Annotated in this window: 19 protein-coding genes; 11 read left to right on the top strand and 8 right to left on the bottom strand. The window is 71.0% G+C overall.

Translation table 11 applies throughout. The features are described from left to right. Nucleotides 1-24 precede the first annotated feature (24 nt). The 3 genes from A4U64_RS21130 to A4U64_RS21120 all read right to left on the bottom strand — a co-directional run bounded on the left by A4U64_RS21130 (nucleotide 25) and on the right by A4U64_RS21120 (nucleotide 2,924). Entirely contained in the window at nucleotides 25-939 is a 915-nt protein-coding gene (locus tag A4U64_RS21130; RefSeq protein WP_065923073.1) for a metal ABC transporter permease, read from the bottom strand. Further along, a complete protein-coding gene (locus tag A4U64_RS21125) occupies nucleotides 936-1,748 on the bottom strand; it encodes a metal ABC transporter ATP-binding protein (protein WP_232334206.1) in 813 nt (270 codons plus the stop codon). Before A4U64_RS21125 ends, A4U64_RS21130 begins: the two co-directional genes overlap by 4 nt. 135 nt (nucleotides 1,749-1,883) lie before the next feature. Further along, nucleotides 1,884-2,924: a metal ABC transporter solute-binding protein, Zn/Mn family gene (locus tag A4U64_RS21120; protein ID WP_377445266.1), complete on the bottom strand. Its 1,041-nt coding sequence runs from the start codon at nucleotides 2,922-2,924 to the stop codon at nucleotides 1,884-1,886. A gap of 156 nt (nucleotides 2,925-3,080) precedes the next feature. On the opposite strand from A4U64_RS21120, the gene A4U64_RS21115 reads away from it, so the two are divergent. Then, on the top strand, nucleotides 3,081-4,190 hold the full coding sequence (locus A4U64_RS21115; protein WP_065923070.1) for a LacI family DNA-binding transcriptional regulator: 1,110 nt from the start codon (nucleotides 3,081-3,083) through the stop codon (nucleotides 4,188-4,190). Here A4U64_RS21115 and otsB read toward each other — a convergent pair. Together otsB and kstR are read right to left on the bottom strand one after the other, a co-directional pair. After that, complete coding sequence (gene otsB / locus A4U64_RS21110; RefSeq protein ID WP_006943418.1) at nucleotides 4,178-6,775, bottom strand: trehalose-phosphatase; 2,598 nt, start codon at nucleotides 6,773-6,775, stop codon at nucleotides 4,178-4,180. The two genes, A4U64_RS21115 and otsB, sit on opposite strands and share 13 nt — an antisense overlap. 94 nt (nucleotides 6,776-6,869) lie before the next feature. Next, on the bottom strand, nucleotides 6,870-7,535 hold the full coding sequence (gene kstR, locus A4U64_RS21105) for a cholesterol catabolism transcriptional regulator KstR (RefSeq protein WP_006943416.1): 666 nt from the start codon (nucleotides 7,533-7,535) through the stop codon (nucleotides 6,870-6,872). A gap of 92 nt (nucleotides 7,536-7,627) precedes the next feature. Between kstR and A4U64_RS21100 the strand changes: the two genes are divergently transcribed. The 10 genes from A4U64_RS21100 (at nucleotide 7,628) to A4U64_RS21055 (ending at nucleotide 18,195) form a co-directional block, all read left to right on the top strand. Continuing rightward, nucleotides 7,628-9,772: an acyl-CoA dehydrogenase gene (locus A4U64_RS21100; RefSeq protein WP_065923069.1), complete on the top strand. Its 2,145-nt coding sequence runs from the start codon at nucleotides 7,628-7,630 to the stop codon at nucleotides 9,770-9,772. Between the two features lie 65 nt (nucleotides 9,773-9,837). Continuing rightward, a complete protein-coding gene (locus A4U64_RS21095) occupies nucleotides 9,838-10,896 on the top strand; it encodes an acyl-CoA dehydrogenase family protein (RefSeq protein WP_065923068.1) in 1,059 nt (352 codons plus the stop codon). Next, nucleotides 10,881-12,032, top strand: coding sequence for an acyl-CoA dehydrogenase family protein (locus A4U64_RS21090; protein WP_006943410.1), 1,152 nt, complete (start codon nucleotides 10,881-10,883; stop codon nucleotides 12,030-12,032). The genes A4U64_RS21095 and A4U64_RS21090 overlap by 16 nt, the downstream gene beginning before the upstream one ends. Nucleotides 12,033-12,046: 14 nt before the next feature. Next, nucleotides 12,047-13,084 (top strand): bifunctional MaoC family dehydratase N-terminal/OB-fold nucleic acid binding domain-containing protein, encoded by a 1,038-nt coding sequence (locus A4U64_RS21085; RefSeq protein ID WP_065923547.1) that lies wholly within the window; start codon nucleotides 12,047-12,049, stop codon nucleotides 13,082-13,084. Further along, the gene (locus A4U64_RS21080) at nucleotides 13,081-13,488 is read left to right on the top strand and encodes a MaoC family dehydratase (protein ID WP_065923067.1); all 408 of its coding nucleotides are present in this window, start codon (nucleotides 13,081-13,083) and stop codon (nucleotides 13,486-13,488) included. Before A4U64_RS21085 ends, A4U64_RS21080 begins: the two co-directional genes overlap by 4 nt. Then, complete coding sequence (locus A4U64_RS21075) at nucleotides 13,485-14,657, top strand: lipid-transfer protein (protein ID WP_065923066.1); 1,173 nt, start codon at nucleotides 13,485-13,487, stop codon at nucleotides 14,655-14,657. The genes A4U64_RS21080 and A4U64_RS21075 overlap by 4 nt, the downstream gene beginning before the upstream one ends. An 81-nt stretch (nucleotides 14,658-14,738) precedes the next feature. Beyond that, nucleotides 14,739-15,458 (top strand): TetR/AcrR family transcriptional regulator, encoded by a 720-nt coding sequence (locus tag A4U64_RS21070; RefSeq protein ID WP_043797593.1) that lies wholly within the window; start codon nucleotides 14,739-14,741, stop codon nucleotides 15,456-15,458. A gap of 57 nt (nucleotides 15,459-15,515) precedes the next feature. Then, nucleotides 15,516-16,334 carry an SDR family oxidoreductase gene (locus A4U64_RS21065; protein ID WP_006943395.1) on the top strand — a complete coding sequence of 273 codons (819 nt, stop codon included), beginning with the start codon at nucleotides 15,516-15,518 and terminating at the stop codon, nucleotides 16,332-16,334. Nucleotides 16,335-16,411: 77 nt separating this feature from the next. After that, nucleotides 16,412-17,395 (top strand): daunorubicin resistance protein DrrA family ABC transporter ATP-binding protein, encoded by a 984-nt coding sequence (locus A4U64_RS21060; protein WP_006943394.1) that lies wholly within the window; start codon nucleotides 16,412-16,414, stop codon nucleotides 17,393-17,395. After that, the gene (locus tag A4U64_RS21055; protein WP_006943393.1) at nucleotides 17,392-18,195 is read left to right on the top strand and encodes an ABC transporter permease; all 804 of its coding nucleotides are present in this window, start codon (nucleotides 17,392-17,394) and stop codon (nucleotides 18,193-18,195) included. The genes A4U64_RS21060 and A4U64_RS21055 overlap by 4 nt, the downstream gene beginning before the upstream one ends. Before the next feature lie 109 nt (nucleotides 18,196-18,304). Here A4U64_RS21055 and pyk read toward each other — a convergent pair whose 3' ends face one another. The 3 genes from pyk to dctA form a co-directional block, all read right to left on the bottom strand. Then, nucleotides 18,305-19,801: a pyruvate kinase gene (gene pyk, locus A4U64_RS21050; protein WP_198163321.1), complete on the bottom strand. Its 1,497-nt coding sequence runs from the start codon at nucleotides 19,799-19,801 to the stop codon at nucleotides 18,305-18,307. An 82-nt stretch (nucleotides 19,802-19,883) separates the two neighbouring features. Then, the gene (locus A4U64_RS21045; protein ID WP_065923065.1) at nucleotides 19,884-21,074 is read right to left on the bottom strand and encodes a glycerate kinase; all 1,191 of its coding nucleotides are present in this window, start codon (nucleotides 21,072-21,074) and stop codon (nucleotides 19,884-19,886) included. A 35-nt stretch (nucleotides 21,075-21,109) separates the two neighbouring features. After that, nucleotides 21,110-22,591, bottom strand: coding sequence for a C4-dicarboxylate transporter DctA (gene dctA / locus A4U64_RS21040; protein ID WP_037200455.1), 1,482 nt, complete (start codon nucleotides 22,589-22,591; stop codon nucleotides 21,110-21,112). Nucleotides 22,592-22,667 lie beyond the last annotated feature (76 nt).

The following is a 22,667-nucleotide window of genomic DNA, read 5'->3' as shown; positions in this document are numbered from 1 at the left end:
CGGCCCAGACCGCCGCACCCGGGCTCAGGCGGTGACGGCCGCGGCCCTGTCCAGGGCCGGCGCGGGCGCTCTGCGTCCGGTGCCGCGCCGGGTGCGGGCCGCGCCGATTCCGCGGCACACGAGATAGATGACGAACGCGATCGCCGTGATGAACGCCGAGACCGGCACGCCGGGCGCGAGGGCGAGCAGGATCCCACCGACCGCGGAGACCTCCGCGAAGATCACGGCCAGCACCGTCGCGGCGAGCGGGCCGCCGGCCACCCGGGACGCCGCGGCGGCCGGGGTGATGAGCAGCGCCATCACCAGCAGGGCCCCGACGATCTGCACGCCGAGGGCGGCGGTGATTCCGACCAGCACGGCGAAGACGATGGACAGCGCCCGCACCGGCACCCCGCGCGCGGCGGCGACCTCGGGGTCGGTGCTGGCGAACAGCAGCGGGCGGTAGATGACCAGCATGGTGCCGATGACGCCGACGGCGCAGGCGGCGAGCAGCGCGATGCCCGTGCCACCCGGCGCGACGATCTGGCCGGTGAGGAGGGAGAACGCGGCGCCGGTGCGGCCGTCGTAGGCCCACAGCAACAGCACGGCCAGACCGAGCCCGAACGCCATGACGACGCCGATGACGGAATCGCGTTCACGGGCGCGGGTGCCGAGGACACCGAAGAGGATGGCCGCCACCACCGCCCCCAGCACGGCGCCGAGTCCGACGGAGACGCCGATGATCAGGGCCGCGGCGGCACCGGTGAGCGAGAGCTCGGAGGTGCCGTGCACGGAGAATGCCATCTGACGGCTGATCACCAGCGGCCCGATCACGCCCGCGAGCAGGCCGAGGATCGCGCCGGCCAGCAGGGCCTGCTGCACGAAGTCGTACTGGAGCAGGTCGACGGTGGCCTGCACGTCGAACATCCGGCCCATCGCGTCGGTGAACTTGCTGCTCAATGCTGATCCTCGTGATGGTCGTGGTGGACGCCCTCGCCGGGGCGCAGCCCGCCGGCGCTGCCGAGCGCGTCGATGGCGTCGCCGGTGCCGACGACGACGAGACGGCCGCGCATCTCGAGGACCTCGACGTCGGTGCGGTACAGCTCGGAGAGCACCTCGGAGGTCATCACCTCGGCGGGGGTGCCGATGCGGAACTGCCCGTCGACGAGATACAGCACGCGGTCCACCAGGGGCAGGATCGGGTTGATCTCGTGGGTGACGAACAGGACGGCGGTGCCGTGTTCGCGGCGACGACGGTCGATGAGGGACGACACGAGGTGCTGGTTGGCCAGGTCGAGACTGAGCAGCGGTTCGTCGCAGAGCATGACCCGCGGGTCGCCGACGAGGGCCTGCGCGATGCGCAGCCGCTGCTGTTCGCCGCCGGAGAGGGATCCGATCGGGGCGTTGGCGTAGGTTTCGGCGCCGACCTGCCGGATCGCGGCGTCGACGGCGCTGCGGCGGGTCTTCCAGTAGCGCAGGCCGGTGCCCCAGCGATGGCCGTCCACGCCGAGCCCGACGAGGTCGCGGCCGCGCAGGGGCACGCCCTCGTCGAGCGACTTCTGCTGCGGCACGTAGCCGACGTGCGAGTTGCCCGTGCGGGCGGGCGCGCCGGCGATCGTGGCGGTGCCACCGCTGAGGGGTAGCTGACCGAGCAGGACCTTCAGCAGCGTCGACTTGCCCGCCCCGTTGGGGCCGAGCACCGCGACGAACTCGCCGGGCTCGACGGTGAGATCGAGGCCCCGCCACAGGACGCGGTCGCCGAAGGCCATGCGGGCGTCGCGGAGCTCGACCGCGGCGGTGCGGCCGGCGGGCGTCGCGGGCGCGCTCGGTGTCGCGGCGGTGCCGCCCGGTGTGACGTCGGCCGGTGTGGTCACGGGAGTGATGTCCTTGCCCTGCTCGAAGGGTCAGCGGGCGGCGTCGAGGGCGGCGGCGAGCGCCTCGGCCGTCTGCTTCTGCCACTGAATGTAGTCCACGCCCGCGGGCAGGGTCTCCACAACTTCGACGACGGGGATGCCCGCGGATTCCGCGGTCGCCCGCATGTCGCGGCTGACCTTGTCCTCGGTCTGCGGGTTGTGGAGCAGGACGGCGACCTGCTTGTCGAGGAGCAGCTGGCGGGTCGCGGCGATCGCGGCGGGCGACGGGTCGGTGCCGTTCTCGACGGCGTTGGTGAAGTCGGCGGGCGTCCGGTCCTCGAGCTTCGCGGACGTGACGAGGTAGTAGCCGATGGATTCGGTCTGCGCGACGGGGGTGTTCGCGTGCGCGGCGGCGATCTCGGCGGTCACGTCGGTGACCTCGTGCAGCTGCGAGTGGAAGGCCTCGGCGTTGGCGCGGTAGGTGTCGGCCCCGGCCGGATCCAGTTCGGCCAGCCGGTCGGCGACGGTGTGCGCGACGGCGTCGGCGGCGGCCAGATCGTACCAGACGTGCTCGTTGATGCCGCTGTGATCGTGCCCGGCGTGCGCGTCGCCTTCCTCGGCGGCATGGGTCTCGCCCTCGTGGGTGTCGCCCTCGGGTGCGGTGCTGCTCGAGTGGTCGTGGCCGTCCTCGAGGTCGCTTCCGGTGCCGGACTCGAACAACGCGAGGGCGTCGACCGTGGCGGTGTCGGTTCCGGTGGACTCGAGGATGTCGTCGACGAACTGGTCGTAGCCGCCGCCGTTGTAGACGACGAGGGTGGCGTCGCTGATGGCGGCGGCGTCGGCGGGGCTGGCCTCGTACGAGTGCGGGTCGGCGGACGGCTCGGTGATCAGCGACTGCACCTGGGCGCGGTCCCCGGCGACGGCCTGCGCGACCGAGCCCCACACGTTGGTGGACGCGACGATGCGGATCTCGCCGGAGCCGGTGCCCGCCCCGTCCCCCGAGTCGCTGCCGCAGGCGGCGAGGGTGAGCGCGGCGGCGCAGGTCAAGCCCACGGTCGCGGTGGCGGCGCGCATTCGGCGGGGCAGTCGCACGGTTCCATCTCCTGTGATCACGTTCGGCCGGAGGGCCGGGGAGGTCGCGGTTCCCACCTTATTGGAAACCGTTACCGTTCCACTTTAGCGGATGTCCGGATCTGCGCCCATCCGGCCCGATTCGTCGCCGCGGCGCGGACCCGCTACCGTCCGTTCATGCCCAGGTCTCCTCAGCCGCGTCCCCAGGCCACCCTGGCGTCGATCGCTGCCGAGCTGAAGATCTCCCGCACCACCGTCTCCAACGCCTACAACCGGCCGGACCAGCTGTCCGCCGAGCTTCGCGAGCAGATCCTCGAGGTCGCCAAGCGTCGCGGCTACGCAGGTCCGGACCCGATGGCCCGATCCCTGCGCACCCGCCGGGCCGGGGCCGTGGGCGTGCTGCTCACCGAGGCGCTGAGCTATTCGTTCCGGGACCCGGCCGCGATGAGCTTCCTGTCCGGCCTCTCCGAATCCTGCGAGGCCGCCGGCGAGGGCCTTCTGCTCATCCCCGCCGGACCGGAACGCGACGAGGAGGAGGCAGCGCAGGTCGTGCACGGCGCGGCGGTCGACGGCTTCGTCGTCTACTCGGTTCCGTCCGACGATCTGTATCTCGCCGCCGTCCTCGAACGGAACCTGCCCCTGGTGGTGTGCGACCAGCCCCGCGGCATCGCGAGCGCGCCCCTGGTCGGCATCGACGACCGAGGCGCGATGCGCCGGCTCGCCGAGCACCTCATCGCCCTCGGCCACCGCCGGATCGGGGTGCTGTGCATGCGACTCGGCCGCGACCGGCACGACGGTGTCGTCGACCCCGCCCGCTTCGAGTCCGACCGCTTTCACGTGCAGCACGAGCGGATCCTGGGCGTGCAGGAGGCCCTGCGCGCGGCCGGCCTCGACCCCGCGAGCCTCACGGTCGTCGAGCGCTACGCGCACACCGCGGAGGACGGCGCGTCCGCCGCCGCGCAGGCGCTGGCGGCGAACCCGGCGATCACCGCCCTGATGTGCACCACCGACGTCCTCGCGCTCGGCGCGCTGGCGTGGGCACGCAGCGCCGGCCTGGAGGTCCCCGGACGGTTGTCGATCACCGGCTTCGACGGGATCGGCGAGGCCCTGCGCGAGGGCGTGACCACCGTGCGCCAGCCTCAGGAGGAGAAGGGCCGGCGCACCGGCGCCCTGCTCATGGCCGCGCCGTCACACTCCGGGGTCGCGACGGTGGAAACCCTTGCGACGGAACTGCTCATCGGCCAGACCACCGGCGTGCACGACGAGACGTCGATCTACGCCGAGTGATCGACGACCGACAGCGTCCGATCCGCCTCCGCCGGCGCCGCCGCGAGCAGCTGGGCGCACCGCAGTAGCCCGAGGTGGCTGTACGCCTGGGGATGGTTGCCGAGTGACCGCTCCGCCACCGGGTCGTACTCCTCGCTGAGCAGCCCCGTGGGCCCCGCCGCGTCGACGAGCTGTGCGAACAGCGCCTCCGCCTGCGGACGGGCGCCGACGAGGAGATATGCCTCCACCAGCCACGCCGCGCACAGGTGGAAGCCGCCCTCGGTTCCGGGCAGGCCGTCGTCGTGCAGGTAGCGGTACACCGTCGAACCGCTGCGCAGCTCCGCCTCCGTAGCGACGACTGTCGCGTGGAACCGCGGGTCGTCGGGGTCGATGAGCCCGGACAGGCCGATGAACAGGGTCGCCGCGTCGAGATCGGTGCCGTCGTAGGCCGCGGTGTAGGAGCAGACGTCCTCGTTCCAGCCCTTCTCCAGCACCTCCTCCGCGATCTCCGCGCGCAGCCCGGCCCAGTTGTCGCCGGCGGTGCGCCCGAACTTCTCGGCCAGCGTCAGCGCGCGGTCCACGGTCAGCCAGCCCATGACCTTCGAGTACACGTGGTGGCGCGGGTTGTCGCGGATCTCCCAGATGCCGTGGTCGGGCTCGAACCAGCGGCATTCCACGGCGGTGACCATGGCGCACACCAGCTCCCAGTCCCGGTCGGTGAGGGCCTGATCGTGCGGGACGCCGCGCTCCTCGCGGCGGTGCGCCAGCGCCGAGATCAGGTCCACGATCGGGCCGAACACGTCGAGCTGGACCTGCTGGCTCGCGGCGTTGCCGACCCGGACGGGCCGGGAGCCGGCGTAGCCGGGCAGCGTGTCGATGACGGCCTCGGGCGGCAGCGCGCCGCCGGCCAGCGTGTACAGCGGGTGCAGGCGCTCGGGACCCGGCACGGTGTCGAGCACCCGGTGCACCCAGTCCAGATAGGCGTCCGCCTCGGCGAGCGACCCGACGCTCACCAGGGCATGCGCGGTCAGGGCGGCGTCACGGAGCCAGCAGTAGCGGTAGTCCCAGTTGCGGACGCCGCCCATCTCCTCGGGCAGCGACGTGGTCGCGGCCGCCATGATGGATCCCGTCGGTGCGTGCACGAGGCCGCGCAGAGTCAGCGCCGACCGCTTCATCAGGTCCCGCTTGAGCGGCGGCAGGTCCAGGCCCGCCGCCCACTTCCACCAGTACTCCTCCGCGGACGCGCGCCGCTGCACCTCCGCGACGGGGTGTGGGCCGATATCATCGGTGCCGCAACGGAATTCGAGGATGATGTCGCTGTCGGACGGATCGACGACGGCGTGCGCGGTCTGATGGGCGCCGTCGGTGGTGATGTTCCACTCGACGCCGGGGGAGCGCAGCACGTACGGCTCGTTGAATCCGAGTACCCGCAGGCCGTCGGCCACGGGTTCGAGCCCGACCTGGCCCTGTCCGAACTCGGGGCGCGGCGCGAACGTGACCACCGCCTTGGCCTTGCCGGTGATGACCCGGGTCAGGTCGGTGCGGCCCGGTTCGACGTCGTGCGGAAGGTAGTCGATCACCGCGAGGCTCGCCCAGCGGGTCACCGCCGTCATGGTGCCGTCGATGTAGCGCTGGCTCAGGGGCAGGGCCTCCCGGCTCGGACCGATGGTGAAGTGCCCGGCCGGTTCGCCGCCGAGCAGATGCGCGAACACCGCCGCGGAATCCGGCTCGGGGTGACACAGCCACGTCACCGTTCCGTCCGGCGTCAGCAGCGCCTTCGAGCGCGGGCTGGCCAGCATCGTCAGCCGCTCGATCGGGCAGGCCTCCGCGCCCGAGAGCCACGTGCGGCGCTGGTCGAGCAGGAACGCCAGCGCGGCCGCGACGTCCTCGACCGTGCCGATCCGGTACTGGGCGGCGGTCTCGCCGTCCCCGACCTTGACGCCCACGTCCGGGCCGTGGAGGGAGGCGAAGGCCTTCTCGTCCGTCACGTCGTCGCCGAAGAAGACCGCGGCGCTCGCCGATTCCTGGTGCCGGATGATGTCCAGGGCGTGGCCCTTGTCAGTGGGCACGACCGCCAGCTCGATGACGGCCTTGCCCTCGGTGACCTGCACACCCGGGTGCCGGGCGAGGTCGCCGCGGACCAGCGACAGTGCCAGCTCGGCGTCGGCCGGGTCGGCGTTGCGCACGTGCAGCGCGGCACTGGCCGGCTTCGCCTCGACGTGCACGCCGTCGTAGCGGGCGGCGATCGCCTCGAGCTCGGCGACGATATCGCGCAGCAGCTGCCGGGCGTCGCTGTCGATGGCGTGGACGAAGCCGATGTCGAACTCCGAGCCGTGGCTGCCGACGAGCTGCACCTCGGCGGGCAGGCGGGACAGGGCCGCGAGATCCTTCAGGGCGCGACCGGAGATCACGGCTGCGGCCGTGGACGGCAGGCCGGCGAGCGCGCGCAGGGCGCGGACCGACTCGGCGTTCGGGAACGCCTTGTCCGGATCCGAGACGATCGGCGCGACGGTACCGTCGTAGTCGGAGGCCACGAGGAGCCGCGGGGTCCGCGCCAGCGCGACGAGGGCGCGGCGCAGGTCGATCGGGAGGTCTTGGGCGCTCACTCACTCAAAGGTAGGTGATCCGGCGCCCGGCGTCGTCTCCCCTGTCCGGTTCGGGACGTGTTTCCCGTTACAGTTCCGCTCCTCGCGGCGCAGGTCAGCCTTCCTGGACCGGAATCGAGGCCGGACGCTGCGATCCGTCGCCGAGCAGCAGTTCGACGGTCAGCTCCAGCCGGCGCGCGACGTCGGTCGCGGACGAGCGCCGCGTCAGCCACGCCACGAGGTTCGACAACCACACGTCGCTGATGACGCGGGCGATCGCCAGTTCCTCCTCGGTGGGCTCGCCCTCGTTCATCGCGCGGGCGAAGAGCCGGTCCATGAGCAGGCCGACCTGATCGACCTCGGCGGCGGCCGAGGCGTCGGCGAACATGAACGCCCGGGTCATGGCTTCGGTGAGCAGCGGGTCACGTTGCATCGCCTTCGTGATCAGGCTCAGGATCAGTTGCATCCGCTCGAGCGGCGTGTGGCCCGGGGGGATCTTGCCCTTGCCCTCGATGCGCGCGAACTCGCGGCCGAGGGCCGAGACGAGCAGGTGCACCTTCGAGGGGAAGTACCGGTACAGGGTGCCGACGGCCACGTCGGCCTTCTCGGCGACGGAGCGCATCTGTACGGCCTCGTACCCACCCTTGGAGGCGAGCGCCAGGGTGGCGTCGAGTATCCGCTTGCGCCGTTCCTTCTGGGCGTTGGAACTGAGATCGTCCTCGGTGAGGGCGGTCAGAGTTCCGCCGCCGCCGGTGGAACGTGAGCGGGACGATGTCGTCATCGAGATGTCTTCCTCTGCCTTGACTCTGAACCGGCTGTCATATTAGAACACGTTCTAGGCATCGTGTCATTCCCGAAAGGCGGAAACCCGCTGTGAGCATTGCCACCACCGAGGAACAGCAGGCCGCGCAGGCCTCTGTAAAGGCCTGGGCGCGCGCCACAGCGCCGATCCAGAACCTACGCGAACGACCGGCGACCATGTGGCGGCCGGGGTGGGAATCGCTCGCCGACCTCGGAATCTTCGCCGTCGCCGTGCCCGAGGCCGCGGGCGGCGCCGGCGCCGGCATCGTCGACCTGGCGACGATGCTCGAACAGGCTGCGCACCACCTCGCGACGGGCCCCGTCCTTCCCACCGCCCTGGCCGCGCTCGTCTTCGGCCGCGCCGCCGGCACCGACGGCGCCAAGTGGACGGAACTCCTGGCCGAGGGCACCCTGCCGACCGCCGTCGCATTGGACGGCGCGCTCACCGCGACGACCCGGGAGGGCGGGTACGACCTCGACGGCGACGCGGGCCCGGCGCTCGGCGGCGAGCCGGGCGTCGCGGTCCTGGTCCGCATCGGCACCGACGGCGGGACCGAACGCTGGGCGCTGCTCGACGCCGACACCCCCGGACTGAACCTCGAACCCCTCGACACCCTCGACAAGTCGCGGGCGCTCGCCCGCGTGCGGCTCGCCGGCGTCGCCGTCACCACCGACCGGGTCGTCTGCGTCCCGGCAGGCCTGGTGCGCGACCTCGCCGCCACGCTCGCCGCCGCCGAACTCGCCGGCGTCGCCGGCTGGGCCCTGGCCACGGCCGTCGAGTACGCCAAGATCCGCGAACAGTTCGGCAAGCCCATAGGCTCGTTCCAGGCGATCAAGCACCTGTGTGCCGAGATGCTCTGCCGTACCGAGAAGATCCGCGCGGCGGCCTGGGACGCCGCCGTGGCGGCCGACGCGGCCCCGCACGAACTGCCCCTGGCCGCGGCCGTCGCGACCGCCGTCGCCCTCGACGCCGCCGTGCAGAACGCCAAGGATGCCATCCAGGTGCTCGGTGGTATCGGCTTCACGTGGGAGCACGACGCCCACCTGTACCTGCGCCGCGTCGTCGTCACCCGTCAGTTGCTCGGCGGCTCCGCCGCCTGGCGGGCCCGGGTCGCCGGCCTCGCCCGCTCCGGCGCCCGCCGTCACCTCACCGTCGACCTGAGCGCCTTCGACGACGAACGCGTGCGCATCCGTGCCGAGATCGCGCAGCTCCTCGACCGGCCCGGACCGCAGCGGCGGGCCGCGCTCGCCGAGGCCGGGTTCCTGGCCCCGCACTGGCCGCCGCCGTACGGCCGGGGCGCGCACGCCGCGCAGCAGATCCTCATCGAGGAGGAACTCGCGGCCGCCGGCGTGGACCGGCCCGATCTGGTGATCGGGTGGTGGGCCGTGCCCACCATCCTCGAGCACGGCACCGCCGAGCAGATCGACCGCTTCGCCCTGCCGACCCTGCGCGGTGAGATCGTCTGGTGTCAGCTGTTCTCGGAGCCGGGCGCCGGATCCGACCTGGCGTCGCTGCGCACCGCCGCGGAGAAGGTCGACGGGGGCTGGCGCCTGCAGGGGCAGAAGGTGTGGACCTCGCTGGCCCAGGAGGCCGACTGGGCGATCTGCCTGGCCCGCACCGACCGCGACGCCCCGAAGCACAAGGGCATCACCTACTTCCTCGTCGACATGAAGTCCGCGGGCATCACCGTCTCGCCGCTTCGGGAGATCACCGGCGACGCGCTCTTCAACGAGGTGTTCCTCGACGGCGTGTTCGTCCCCGACGAGTGCGTCGTCGGCCCGCTCGGCGGCGGGTGGAAGCTCGCCCGCACCACGCTCGCCAACGAACGGGTCGCGATGAGCGGCGGATCCTCGCTGGGGAAGGCGGTCGAGCAACTGCTGGACCTGGTGGCACCCGGCGACCCGGTCGCCGAGGACCGGATCGGCGGGCTCGTCGCCGAGGCCACGGCCGGGTCGCTGCTCGAGCTGCGGACCACCCTCGCGCAGCTCGACGGTCAGGACCCCGGCCCGGCGTCGAGCGTGCGCAAGCTGATCGGCGTGCGGCAGCGCCAGGACACCGCGGAGCTCGCGTTGGATCTCGCCGGTGCGGCCGGCTGGGTCGAGGGCCCCCTCGCGCGCGAGTTCCTCAACACGCGCTGCCTGACGATCGCCGGCGGCACCGAGCAGATCCTGCTCACCCTCGCGGCGGAGCGCCTGCTGGGCCTGCCGCGCGGCTGACGGGTGCTTCCACCCGCCCTGCCGAGGTGATACAACTAGAACACGTTCTAATCGAAGGTGGAAACGTGGACTTCGCTCGTGACGACACGCAGGAGGCCGTGGCCCAGGTCGCCGTCGACCTGCTCGCCCGCGACCTGAGGCCGGACGAACTGTGGCGCGCCCTCGCCGACGCCGACCTCCTCTCCCTCGCCCTGCCCGCGCGGCTCGGCGGCGACGACCTCGGCGTCGCCGAGGTCACCGCACTGCTCACCGAGATCGGGCGACGTGCCGCACCCGTCCCCGCCCTGGCCACCCTCGGCTTCGGTGTGCTGCCCGTCCGGATCCTCGCCGCCGACACGCAGCAGGACGAGCTGCTCGCGGGCGTCGCCGACGGCGCCGTCCTCACCGCCGCCCTCGCCGAGGTCGGCCGCGCCTTCCCGGCGTCCCCCGCCGCCACGGCGGTACCCGACGGCGAACGCCACGCCGTCACCGGGCACTTCGTCGGCGTGCCCTACGCGGCGACGTCGCGAAAGATCCTGGTGCCCACCGACGCCGGTGTGATCGCCGTCGAACCCACGGCGCCGGGCGTGACCCTGACCGAGAGCCCGTCGTCGGCCCGCGCCCCCGAGTGCTCCGTGCGGCTCGAGTCCGCGCCGGGCCTGCTCCTCGGCGACGGCGCCGACCCGGCCGCCGACGTCGCCGTCCTGTACCGCCTCGCCCTCGCGGCGGTCGGCGCCTACGCGGACGGACTGCTTTCGGGCGCAACGCAGCTCACCGCACAGCACGTGAGCACCCGGCACCAGTTCGGCAAGCCGCTCGCCGCCTTCCAGGCGGTGGCCCAGCAGATCGCCGACGTCTACGTCACCTCCCGCACCCTGCACGTCGCCGCGCTCGCCGCGGCCTGGCGGGTCGCGCAGGACGCCCGCAGCGCCGCCGCGGACGACGACCTCGACGTCGCGGCGTACTGGATCGCCACGGAGCTGCCGCCCGCCGTGCGCGTGCTGCACCACCTGCACGGCGGTCTCGGCGTGGACGAGACCTATCCGCTGCATCGCTATTCCTCGACCGCAAAGGATCTGGCGCGCCTGCTCGGCGGCGCCTCGTACCGACTCGACCTCGTGGGGGCCCGGTGTTCATCGATCTGACCGACGAGCAGCGTGCGCTGCAGGCGGAACTGCGACGGTACTTCGCGGACCTGATCTCCCCCGAGGAGGCCGCGATCATGCGCACCGAGCGTCACGGCCCCACCTACCGGGAGGTCGTGCGCCGGATGGGCAAGGACGGCTGGCTCGGCGTCGGCTGGCCCGTCGAATTCGGCGGCCGCGGCTTCGGTGAGGTCGAGCAGCAGATCTTCGTCAACGAGGCCGTGCGCGCCGACGTGCCGCTGCCCAGTGTCACCCTGCAGACGGTCGGGCCGACCCTGCAGGTCTACGGAACCGAGGAACAGAAGCGGAAGTTCCTGCCCGCCATCCTCGCCGGCGAGGTCCACTTCGCGATCGGCTACTCCGAGCCCGACGCCGGGACCGACCTCGCCGCACTGCGCACCACGGCCGTGCGCGACGGCGACCACTACGTCGTGAACGGGCAGAAGATCTTCACCACCGGCGGCCACGACGCCGACTACGTCTGGCTTGCGGTGCGCACCGGCAGCGCCGACTCGAGGCACCGCGGCATCTCGATCCTCATCGTCGACACCAAGGACCCCGGCTTCGGCTGGACCCCCATCATCACCTGCGACGGCGCGCACCACGTCAACGCCACGTACTACAGCGACGTGCGCGTCCCGGTCGAGATGCTCGTCGGCGAGGAGAACGAGGGCTGGAGGCTGATCACCACCCAGCTCAATCACGAACGCGTCATGCTCGGCCCCGCCGGCCGCGTGGGCGGGCTCTACGACCGGGTGTTCGCCTGGGCCCGTTCCCGGGACCTGCTCGGCGAACCCGACGTGCGGCGCGGGCTCGGCGAGATCCACGCGACGTTCCGGCTCAACGAACTGCTCAACTGGCAGGTCGCCGCCAGCGAATCCGAGGCGGTCGACATCGCGGACGCGTCGGCCACCAAGGTGTTCGCCACCGAACGCATCCAGCGTGTCGGCCGGCTCGCGGAGGAGATGGTCGGCCGGTTCGGGGATCCCGGCGACCCGGAGACCGCCGACCTGCTGCGCTGGCTCGACATGCAGGTCAAGCGGAACCTGGTGATCACCTTCGGCGGCGGTGTCAACGAGGTGATGCGGGAACTGATCGCGACGGCGGGCCTGGCCATGCCCCGGGTCCCGCGGTGAAGGGGGACGTGTCGATGAGCGCCGCCGTGCCGGGCCCCCACGACGAGATCCGCGCGGCCGCCGAACGCGTCCGCGCCGACGGGCCGTCCAAGCCGCGTGCGGGCCGCGACCGGGTGAACCTGCCGCTGATCCGCAACTGGCTCGAGGCGATCGGCGACGAGAACCCGATCTACACAGACGAATCCGCCGCGATTGCGGCCGGGCACGGCGGCCTCGTCGCGCCACCCGCGATGGCGCAGGTGTGGACCATGCGCGGCCTCGGCGCCAAGCGCGAGGAGGACGATCCGCTCCGCCGGATGACGGAGATCCTCGACGAGGCGGGCTACACGTCGGTCGTCGCCACGAACTGCGATCAGGTCTACCACCGCTTTCTGCGCCACGGCGAGGAGGTGACCATCGAGTCCACCCTCGAGGACCTCGCCGGACCGAAGAAGACCGGCCTCGGCGAGGGCTGGTTCTTCACCACCCGCAGCGTGTGGAAGGTCGGCGACGAGGTGGTCGCCGAAATGCTCTTCCGCATCCTCAAGTTCGCGCCGCCCCTCCGCGAGACCGGCCGAATGTCACATTCTGTCGATTCAACCGAACCGGTGTCACATTCGGCCCCGGCGGTTCCGGCGGACCTCGACCCCACCCGCATGCTGCGGCCGTCCGCGTCGCAGGACACGCGGTTCTTCTGGGACGGTGTCGCCGCGCACGAACTGCGTATCCAGCGGCGGCCCGACGGCACGCTGCAGCACCCGCCGGTGCCGGCGCTGTGGCTGGCCAAGGACGAGACGACCGACTACGTCGTCGCGTCGGGCCGCGGCACCGTCTTCAGCTACGTGGTGCACCACGCGCCGAAGGTGCCGGGGCGGACGGTGCCGTACGTCGTCGCCCTCGTCGAACTCGAGGAAGGCGTTCGTATGCTCGGCGAACTGCGCGGGGTGGACCCCGGCGACGTGCGCATCGGGACGCCGGTCGAGGCGATCTTTCTCGATTTCCCGGGCGACGACGAGACCGGCGGCGACCCCTGGACCCTGTACGCCTGGCAGCCGAGCGAGGAGCGCGCATGAACGCGGGAACGGTCACCGTCGGACAATCCTTGCCGCCGTTGACGATCCGGGCCGATCCGACGTTCGTCGTCTCGACGGCCTTGGCCACCAGGGACTTCCAGGACGTGCACCACGACCGCGACAAGGCGCAGCAGCGCGGGTCGAAGGACATCTTCGTCAACATCCTCACCGACACCGGGCTGGTGCAGCGCTATGTCACCGACTGGGCCGGTCCGCGCGCGGTGCTGAAGTCGGTCTCGCTGCGGCTGGGGGTGCCCTGGTACGCATACGACTCGCTGACCCTGACCGGGACCGTCGCCGCCGTCGAGGCCGACGGGCGCATCACCGTCGACATCGTCGGCAAGAACGGTCTGGGCGACCACATCACCGCGAAGGCCGTCCTCGAGATCGGAGGCTCCACATGAGCGACCTGTCCCGCCGCGCCGCCATCGTCGGCATCGGCGCCACCGACTTCTCCAAGGACTCCGGCCGCAGCGAACTGCGCCTGGCCGCGGAGGCGGTGCGGGCGGCGCTGGCCGACGCCGGCCTGCGCCCGGCGGACGTCGACGGCCTGACCTCCTTCACGATGGACACCAACACCGAGATCGCCGTCGCACGTGCGGTGGGGATCCCGAGCCTGAAGTTCTTCTCCCGCGTCCACTACGGCGGCGGCGCGGCATGTGCCACCGTGCAGCAGGCGGCGATGGCCGTCGCCACCGGCGTCGCGGACGTGGTGGTGGTGTACCGGGCCTTCAACGAGCGCTCCGGGGCGCGGTACGGTCAGGTCAACACCGCGCTGTCCGCGCAGGTCAACTCCTCCGGCACCGACTACGCCTTCTCCTATCCGCACGGCCTGGGCACCCCCGCTTCGTTCGTGGCGATGGCCGCCCGGCGCTACATGCACGTCACCGGGGCCACCAGCGCGGACTTCGGGAAGGTCGCCGTCGCGGCCCGCAGGCACGCCGCGACGAATCCGCATGCCTTCTTCCACGGCAGGCCGATCACCCTCGACGACCACCAGAATTCGCGGTGGATCGCGGAACCGCTGCACCTGCTCGACTGCTGCCAGGAGTCCGACGGCGGCGTCGCGCTCGTCGTCACCACGACCGAACGGGCGCGGGACCTGCCCCAGCCGCCGGCCGTGGTGGCGGGGGCCGCCCAGGGCAGCGGACCGGACCAGTACATCATGGCCAGCTACTACCGTGACGGCCTGACGGGGCTGCCCGAGATGGGCATCGTCGGCCGCCAACTGTGGGAGCAGTCCGGCCTCGGCCCGCAGGACGTGCAGACGGCGGTGCTCTACGACCACTTCACGCCGTACGTGCTCATGCAGCTCGAGGAACTCGGGTTCTGTGGGCCCGGCGAGGCGAAGGACTTCGTCGCCGACGGGGCGATCGAGCTCGGCGGCCGGCTGCCCCTCAACACCCACGGCGGCCAGCTCGGCGAGGCGTACATCCACGGGATGAACGGCATCGCCGAGGGGGTGCGCCAGCTGCGCGGCACATCCGTCAATCAGGTTCCCGACGTGGAGAACGTACTGGTCACCGCGGGCACCGGCGTGCCGACGTCGGGACTGGTGCTGGCGAGGAGCTGAGGGCGCCGGTGTCCGCCCGGACCCGGGAGGATCCGGCCGGACATCACGGCCGGGAGCCGACCGGGACGGTATAAGTAGGACATGAATTCCGCCTCACACTCAGGCCGCGGCGACGCGGGCCGCGACGCCGACTGGGACGGACCGGCGCCGTCCATGGCGCCGGCGGACCTGCTGCACGACCCGCCGGTCACCCAGCGCGGGGCGCGCCGCCGCGCCGAGCTGATCGCGGCGGCCCGGGTCGTCTTCGAGCGGTCCGGGTTCCTCGACAGCAAGCTCACCGACATCACGCGTGAGGCGAAGTGCTCGACGGGGTCCTTCTACACCTACTTCAACAACAAGGAGGAGGTGTTCGCGGCCGTCCTCCAGGAGGCCCAGGAGGACATGCTGCACCCGGGGATGGGCCGGGCCGCGGGCACCGACGACCCGTACGCGGTGCTCGAGGCCAGCAACCGGGCGTACCTCGAGGCGTACCGCCGCAACGCCCGCCTCATGGTGCTGCTCGAGCAGGTCGCGAGCATCGATCCGCGCTTCCGCGAGCTGCGGCGCCGGCGCGGCGAGACCTTCATCCGGCGCAACGCGCGCAGCATCGCGGAGCTGCAGAAGCGCGGCATCGCCGATCCGGAACTCGATCCGATGCTCGCCTCGCGCGCGCTGTCGGGCATGGTCAGCCGCCTGGCCTACTCGACGCTCGCCCTCGGCGACGCCGAGCCGGTGGATTTCGACGTCCTGGTGACCACCCTGACGCGGCTGTGGGCCAATGCGCTGCGGATCCCGGAGCGCGCCGCCACGGCAACCACTTGAACTCGAGGTTTGATTCAACTAAACAGAGAGACATCATCCCCGACGAGAGGAACGCCAGTGCACGTCGAAGGCAAGGTCGCCGTTGTCACCGGAGCCGGTAACGGGATCGGCGCCGCACTCGCTGCCCGGCTCGTCGCCGCGGGAGCGCGGGTGCTCGTCGCCGATCTCGACGGCGACGCCGCGCAGCGCGTGGCCCGCGAACTCGATCCCGACGGCGCCGGTCTGGCCGTGGGCGTCGGCGCCGACGTCGCCGATCCCGACCGGATCCGGGAGATCGTCGACCGCGCCGAGGCCGACCTCGGTCCCGTCGCGCTGTACTTCGCCAACGCCGGAGTCGCCGGGGCAGCGGGGCTCGGCGCCGACGAGTCGGCCTGGGACCTCGCGCTCGACGTGAACCTGCGCGCGCACGTGCGGGCCGCGCAGCTGATGGTGCCGCGATGGCTCGAGCGCGGCGAGGGCTACTTCGTGAGCACCGCCTCCGCCGCCGGGCTGCTCACCCAGATCGGTTCGGCCACCTACTCGGCCACCAAGCACGCCGCCGTCGGATTCGCCGAATGGCTGTCGGTCACCTACGGCGACAAGGGAATCCGCGTCAGTTGCGTGTGCCCCATGGGGGTGAACACCCAGCTGCTGCACGAGGGGGAGACCTCCGGCGAGGGGCTGGGCATGGCGGCCGCGCGGGCCGTCACCTCCGCGGGGGCGGTCCTCGAACCGGCCGACGTCGCGGAGGTGGTGCTCGCGGGGGTCGAGGCCGAGCAGTTCCTGATCCTGCCGCACCCCGAGGTCCTCGACATGTACCGGATGAAGGGCGCCGACTACGACCGCTGGCTCACCGGAATGCGGCGCTATCAGGAACGACTGCTGGCCGGTATCTGACGAGCCGGGAAAACCGCTCGAAACCTGTCGGAGGTCTGTAGCACACTGGGGCGCACATCCGACGACGGGGAGGACTCATGGCCGACGCCATAGTCGCCGAGGGGTTGATCAAGAGGTACGGACGGGTCACGGCCCTCGACGGAATCGATCTGCGAGTCCCGGAAGGGACGGTGACGGCGCTGCTCGGGCCCAACGGCGCCGGCAAGACGACCACGGTGCGGGTGCTCACCACCCTGCTCGTACCGGACGAGGGCCGGGCCACCGTGGCGGGACTCGACGTCGTCGCCGACGCGCGCGCTCTGCGTTCGCACATCGGCGCCTCGGGCCAGTACGCCGCGGTCGACGAGTATCTCACCGGGTTCGAGAATCTCGAAATGGTCGGTCGCCTCTACCATCTGGGTATCAAGCGCAGCCGCGAGCGGGCGCGTGAGCTGCTCGAGCAGTTCGACCTGGTCGAGGCCGGGGACCGTCCGGTCAAGGGCTACTCCGGCGGCATGCGGCGCCGGCTCGACCTCGCCGGTGCGCTGGTGGCGCAGCCACCCGTGCTGTTCCTGGACGAACCCACCACCGGGCTGGACCCGCGGGCCCGGCTCCAGCTGTGGGAGGTCATCGACCAGCTCGTCGCGCAGGGGACGACGCTGCTGCTCACCACCCAGTACATGGAGGAGGCGGAGCGGCTCGCAGACCGGATCGCGGTGATCGACCGGGGCGTCGTGATCGCCCGCGGCACCGCCGACGAACTCAAGAGCCTCGTGGGCGGGGAACGCATCGAGCTGGGGGTCGCGGACGCCGCCACGATCCCGACCGTGCGCCGCGAGCTCGACGACCTCGCGGTCGGCGAGATCCAGGCCGACGCGGGATCCGGTCGCGTCACCGTGCCGGTCAGCGACACCGGCTCGACAGGCAGCGGCGCCGATGTGCTGGCCACGGCGCTCGGCCGGCTGTCCGCGGCGGGCATCCGCGTCACCGATGTGGCGTTGCGCAAACCGACACTGGACGACGTGTTCCTCGCCCTCACCGGGCACGAGGCGGACGAGAAGATCGAGGAGGCGGTGGGATGAACACGGCTCAGATGATGGTGTCGGACGGGGTCACCATCGCCAAGCGCAACGTCATCAAGATCAAGCGCGTGCCCGACCTCATCGTCTTCACGATGCTCTCGCCGATCATGTTCGTGTTGCTGTTCGCGTACGTGTTCGGCAGCGCGATCCAGGTTCCGGGGATGTCCTACCGCGAGTTCCTCATCGCCGGCATCTTCACCCAGACGGTGATCTTCGGGGCGACCTGGACCGGTCTGGGCATGGTCGAGGACCTGCAGAAGGGCATCATCGACCGGTTCCGCTCGCTGCCCATGGCGCCGTCCGCGGTGCTGGTCGGCCGCACCTCCACCGACGTGCTCATCAACGTGCTCAGCCTGGTGGTGATGTCGCTGACGGGCCTGCTCGTCGGGTGGCGGATCCACTCGTCGTTCGGGGAGGCCCTTGCCGGATACGCGCTGCTGTTGTTGTTCGCCTACGCGCTGTCCTGGGTGATGGCGGTGGTGGGGATGTGGATCCGCACGCCGGAGGTGTTCAACAATGCGAGCTTCATGGTGATCTTCCCGTTGTCGTTCGTGGCCAACACGTTCGTCGACATCTCCTCGCTGCCCCCGGTGCTGCAGACGATCGCGGAATGGAACCCGGTGTCGGCCCTGACGCAGGCTGTGCGGGAGTTGTTCGGCAACACCAATCCGGCGATGCCCGTGTCGGACGCGTGGCCGCTGCAGAACCCGATCCTGGCGTCGCTGCTGTGGACGGCCGCGATGCTGATCGTGTTCGTGCCCTTCGCGATCCGTCGCTACCAGAAGGCCGTCAGCCGCTGAGGAACCCTGGTCGACGCGCTGGGGTCGCGCACGGGCCGCGGCCCCAGCCGTCGAACGCGCTACGCGGTGCTCGTGGCCGGACTGGTGCACTTGCCCCCCGACCCGATGGTCAGTGGGAGGTGTGGTCGTTGGTGCCGATGCGGTGGACGTGGATGAGGTCGGTCGAGCCGATGGTGTTCGGGGGTGATCCGGCGACGATGACGACGAGGTCGCCGTGCCGGTAGCGGTCGAGTCGGAGGAGGGCGGTGTCGACTTGGCGGATCATGTCGTCGGTGGTGCGGACGGGGTCGACGAGGAAGGTCTCGGTGCCCCACGTCAGGGCGAGTTGGTTGCGCACTTCGGGCAGCGGGGTGAAGGCCAGTAGTGGCAGCGGGGTGTGCAGGCGGGCGAGGCGGCGGACGGTGTCCCCGGATTGGGTGAACGCGACGAGGGCTTTCGCGTGCAATCGCTCCCCGATGTCGCGGGCGGCGAAGGACAGGACCCCGCCCTTGGTGCGGGGTGTGTGCGTGAGGGCAGGAACGGTGGTGGTTTCGCGTTCGACGGCGGCGAGGATGCGGGCCATGGTGCGGACCGTCTCGATCGGGTACTTGCCGACGGAGGTTTCGCCGGAGAGCATGACAGCGTCGGCGCCGTCGAGGACGGCGTTGGCGACGTCGGAGGCCTCGGCCCGGGTGGGGCGGGAGTTCTCGATCATCGAATCGAGCATTTGGGTGGCCACGATCACCGGCCGCGCGTTCTCGCGGGCGAGTTGCACGGCCTTCTTCTGCACCAGCGGGACCTGTTCGAGGGGCACTTCGACTCCGAGGTCGCCGCGGGCGACCATGATCGCGTCGAACGCGAGCACGATTGTCTCCAGGTTGTCGACGGCTTCCGGCTTTTCGATCTTCGCGATCACCGGGACGTGGCGGCCGACTCGGTTCATCACCTCGTGGACGCGGTCGATGTCGGCGGCGGCGCGCACGAAGGAGAGTGCGACCAGGTCCACGCCGAGCCGGAGGGCGAATTCGAGGTCGTCGACGTCCTTGTCGGACAGCGCGGGAGCGGAGATGTTCATCCCGGGCAGCGACAGGCCCTTGTTGTTCGACACCGGTCCGCCCTCGAGGACGGTGCAGACCACGTCGGGGCCCTCGACGGCGGTGACAACGAGGTGGAGTTTGCCGTCGTCGACGAGCAGGTGGTCGCCGGGGCGGGCGTCGTCGGCGAGGCGACTGTAGGTGGTGGAGACCCGGTCGTGGTCGCCGGGACAGTCGTCGACGGTGATCCGTACCGTCTCCCCGCTCGCCCACACGGTGGCGCCGTCGGCGAAGCGGCCGAGACGGATCTTCGGCCCCTGCAGGTCCGCGAGGATCCCGACCGATCGGCCGGTGGCCTCCGCGGCCGCCCGGACCCGGTCGTAGTTGGCCTGGTGATCGCTGTGGTCGCCATGGCTGAAGTTCAGCCGGGCGATGTCCATCCCCGACTCCACCAACTCGAGCAGCCCGTCGTCCGTGGCGACCGCGGGCCCGAGGGTGCAGACGATCTTCGCCCGCCGCGGCGACAGCAGGGCGCCGAGATCGAGAGGGGACGCCGCAGCGATGACGGGGCGGACGTGGTCGGTGACGGTCATCGGGATCCTTCGATTCGGGTGCGGTGAAGTGGTTCGGCGCCGGGCCGGCCCTTGTCGGGGCGCCGTCGGGGTGGGCGGGAGCTCAGCGCGCGCTCTCGGCAGTGTGCCGGTAGCGGGCATTGCCGGCGGGGGGTACGAGAGGGCCGGCGGCGGAGGGAAGCCGCGTGTCGTAGGTGTGCGCGATCTCTCGCGCGATGCGAGTGAGGAGCCGGCCCGTCAGGGCGGGGTCCGTCGAGGTATCCCGGTCGGTGTAGTCGCCGAGTGCACAGATTCGGCTGAAACCCGCTTGCTGCCAGCGTGACCGGGGCAGGCTGTTGCGGCCGGCAACGGCGATCACCGGGACCGGGTGGGCGCGGCGAGCCAGGACGGTCAGCAGTTTGCCGTGTTCGGTCTGCTCGTCGATGCTGCCCTCGCCGGTGATCACCAGGTCGGCGCCGGGAAGGTAGCCGTCGAAGTCGAGCAGTTCGAGGAAGAACTCGGCGCCGGACACCATCCGGGCGCCGAGCAGCATGGCGGCGAACCCGATGCCGCCGGCACTGCCGGCCCCTGCGGAGTCGGCCACCGCCCTGGCCTGGGGACAGCCGCTCCGGGTGAACGCGTCGACCAGGTTCTCCAGGCCGTCGTCGAGGTAGCGCACGGTGGCGGGGTCGGCGCCCTTCTGGGGCCCGTACACCGCCGCCGCGCCGGTCGGGCCGGTCAGCGGGTTGGTGACATCACCGGCGACCACGATCTCGATGCCGGTCAGGTTCACCGCCCGGGAGGCGTCGACCGTGTGGACCTGGCGCAGGGTTCGCCCGCAGGCCCGTAGCTGCCGGCCGTTGCTGTCGTAGAAGACGAAGCCCAGCGCCGCGAGCATTCCCATGCCACCGTCGGTGCTGGCGCTGCCGCCCAGGGCGAGGACCAACCGGACGGGGTGGTGGCGCAGGGCGTGGCCGATCGCCTGCCCCATTCCGAGGCTCGACGCGTCGAGGGGGGCCCTTCGGCCGCTCGGGAGGGTGGCGAGCCCGCAGGTGTCGGCGACTTCGACCACAGCGGTGCCGTCGTGGACGCCGATTCGGCCATAGTGCGGCGTTCCGGTTGCTCCGGCCACGGTCACCGGATGGGGAGTGAACCCGCCGGCCACCGCTGCGTCGACGCTTCCGTCACCGCCGTCGGCGAGGGGAAGCCGCCGACTGTCGATGCCCGCCGCGGAAAGTCCGGTCGCCAGATGCTCGGCGACCTCCGCCGCGGAAAGTGACCCCTTGAACTTGTCGGGGGCGACCAGAACCCTCATCGTCAGCCTTTCCGGGTGTGTGGTGTATGCGTCGTTCAGTGCCGGGCGGTGTGCGCGTCGTCGAGGCGTTCGTGGTCGATGCGGACTGCGTCGGCCTCGGCGAAGAGGGCGGGGGCGGTGTTGTCGCGATGTGGGTCGTGACGGTGCCTGTCCCGGGGTTCCTGTTCGAGGATCTCCATGTCGAAGTCGTTCTCGGTCTCCCCGGCTGGTGGGGGGAGTACCTCGCCGGCGAAGACGCGGCGGGCCCGGTCGACATCGAGTTCGTGGTTCCACTTGGCGACGAACAGGGTGGCGACGGCGTTGCCGATGAAGTTGACCAGGGCGCGGCACTCGGACATGAATTTGTCGATGCCGAAGATCAGCATGATGCCGGCGGCGGGAATGGTGCCGAGGGTGCTCAAGGTTGCGGTCAGGGCGATGAATCCGCCTCCGGCTACGCCCGCTGCGCCCTTCGAGGTGAGCAGCATGACACCGAGCAGTCCGAGTTGCTGGGGGATCGACAGGTCGGTGTTGGTGGCCTGCGCGATGTACAGGGCGGCGAGGGAGAGGTAGATGGCGGCGCCGTCGAGGTTGAAGCTGTAGCCGGTGGGAACGACCAGTCCGACGGTGGTCTTCTTGACGCCGGCATACTCCATCTTCCGCATCAGGCCGGGCAGGGCGGGCTCGGCTGTGGAGGTGCCCAGGATGAGCAGGAGTTCTTCCTTGAAGAATCCGAGCATGCGGAAGATGTTGAGCCGCAGGTACGCCATGACCGATCCGAGGACCACGATCACGAAGAACGCGGAGGTGACGTAGAACAGCAGGATCAGGCTGCCCAGGCTGGTGAGGGTGGAAACGCCGTACTTTCCGATGGCGAAGGCCATCGCGCCGAATGCGCCGAGCGGAGCGAGCTTCATGATGAAACCGAGCACCTTGAAGATCACCGCGGTGAGGCGTTCGACGGCGTCCCGGATCGGTGCCGCGACCTGTCCGACCGCGTTGATCGCGACGCCGAAGATGACGGCGAGGAAGATGACCTGGAGGATGTCGCCCTCGACGAACGGACCGAGGACGCTGTCCGGGACCAGGTGGGTGATGAACTCCCACCACTGTTTCTCTTCGCCGCTCTTGATCAGCGTCTCGGCGGAGTCGGTGGTTTCGAGAGAGGCCGCGTCGGCGTTCACACCGTCGCCGAGGCGGAAGATGTTGATGGCCACCAGGCCGGTGATCATGGCGATGATGGTGCCGACCTGGAAGTAGGTCAGTGCCTTGATTCCGGTCACCCCCACCTTCTTCAGGTCCGCGACGCTCGCGATGCCGCCGACGATGGTGAGGAACACGATCGGGCAGATCAGCATCTTCATCGCGGTGATGAAGGTGGTGCCGATCGGTTCCATGGCCTCGCCGGTGTCAGGCCAGAGCCATCCGACGAGAATGCCGAGCACGATGGCGATCAGGACCCAGAAGTACAGTTGTCTGTACCAAGGCTTCTTCACAGTCGCCGGTGGGGAACTCGCTGCGCTACTGGGTGTTTGCATGACATGCACCTCGGGTGAGAGTTTCGGGCGGAAGGTCGGGTGGGCACGGCCGGATCCGGGGCCCCGGTCCGGCAGA

This window comes from Rhodococcus sp. WB1 (genome assembly GCF_001700945.1).
Taxonomy (GTDB): domain Bacteria; phylum Actinomycetota; class Actinomycetes; order Mycobacteriales; family Mycobacteriaceae; genus Rhodococcus; species Rhodococcus aetherivorans.
The sequence above is the reverse complement of the archived record's forward strand: the minus strand, read 5'-3'. Positions and strand labels throughout refer to the sequence as shown.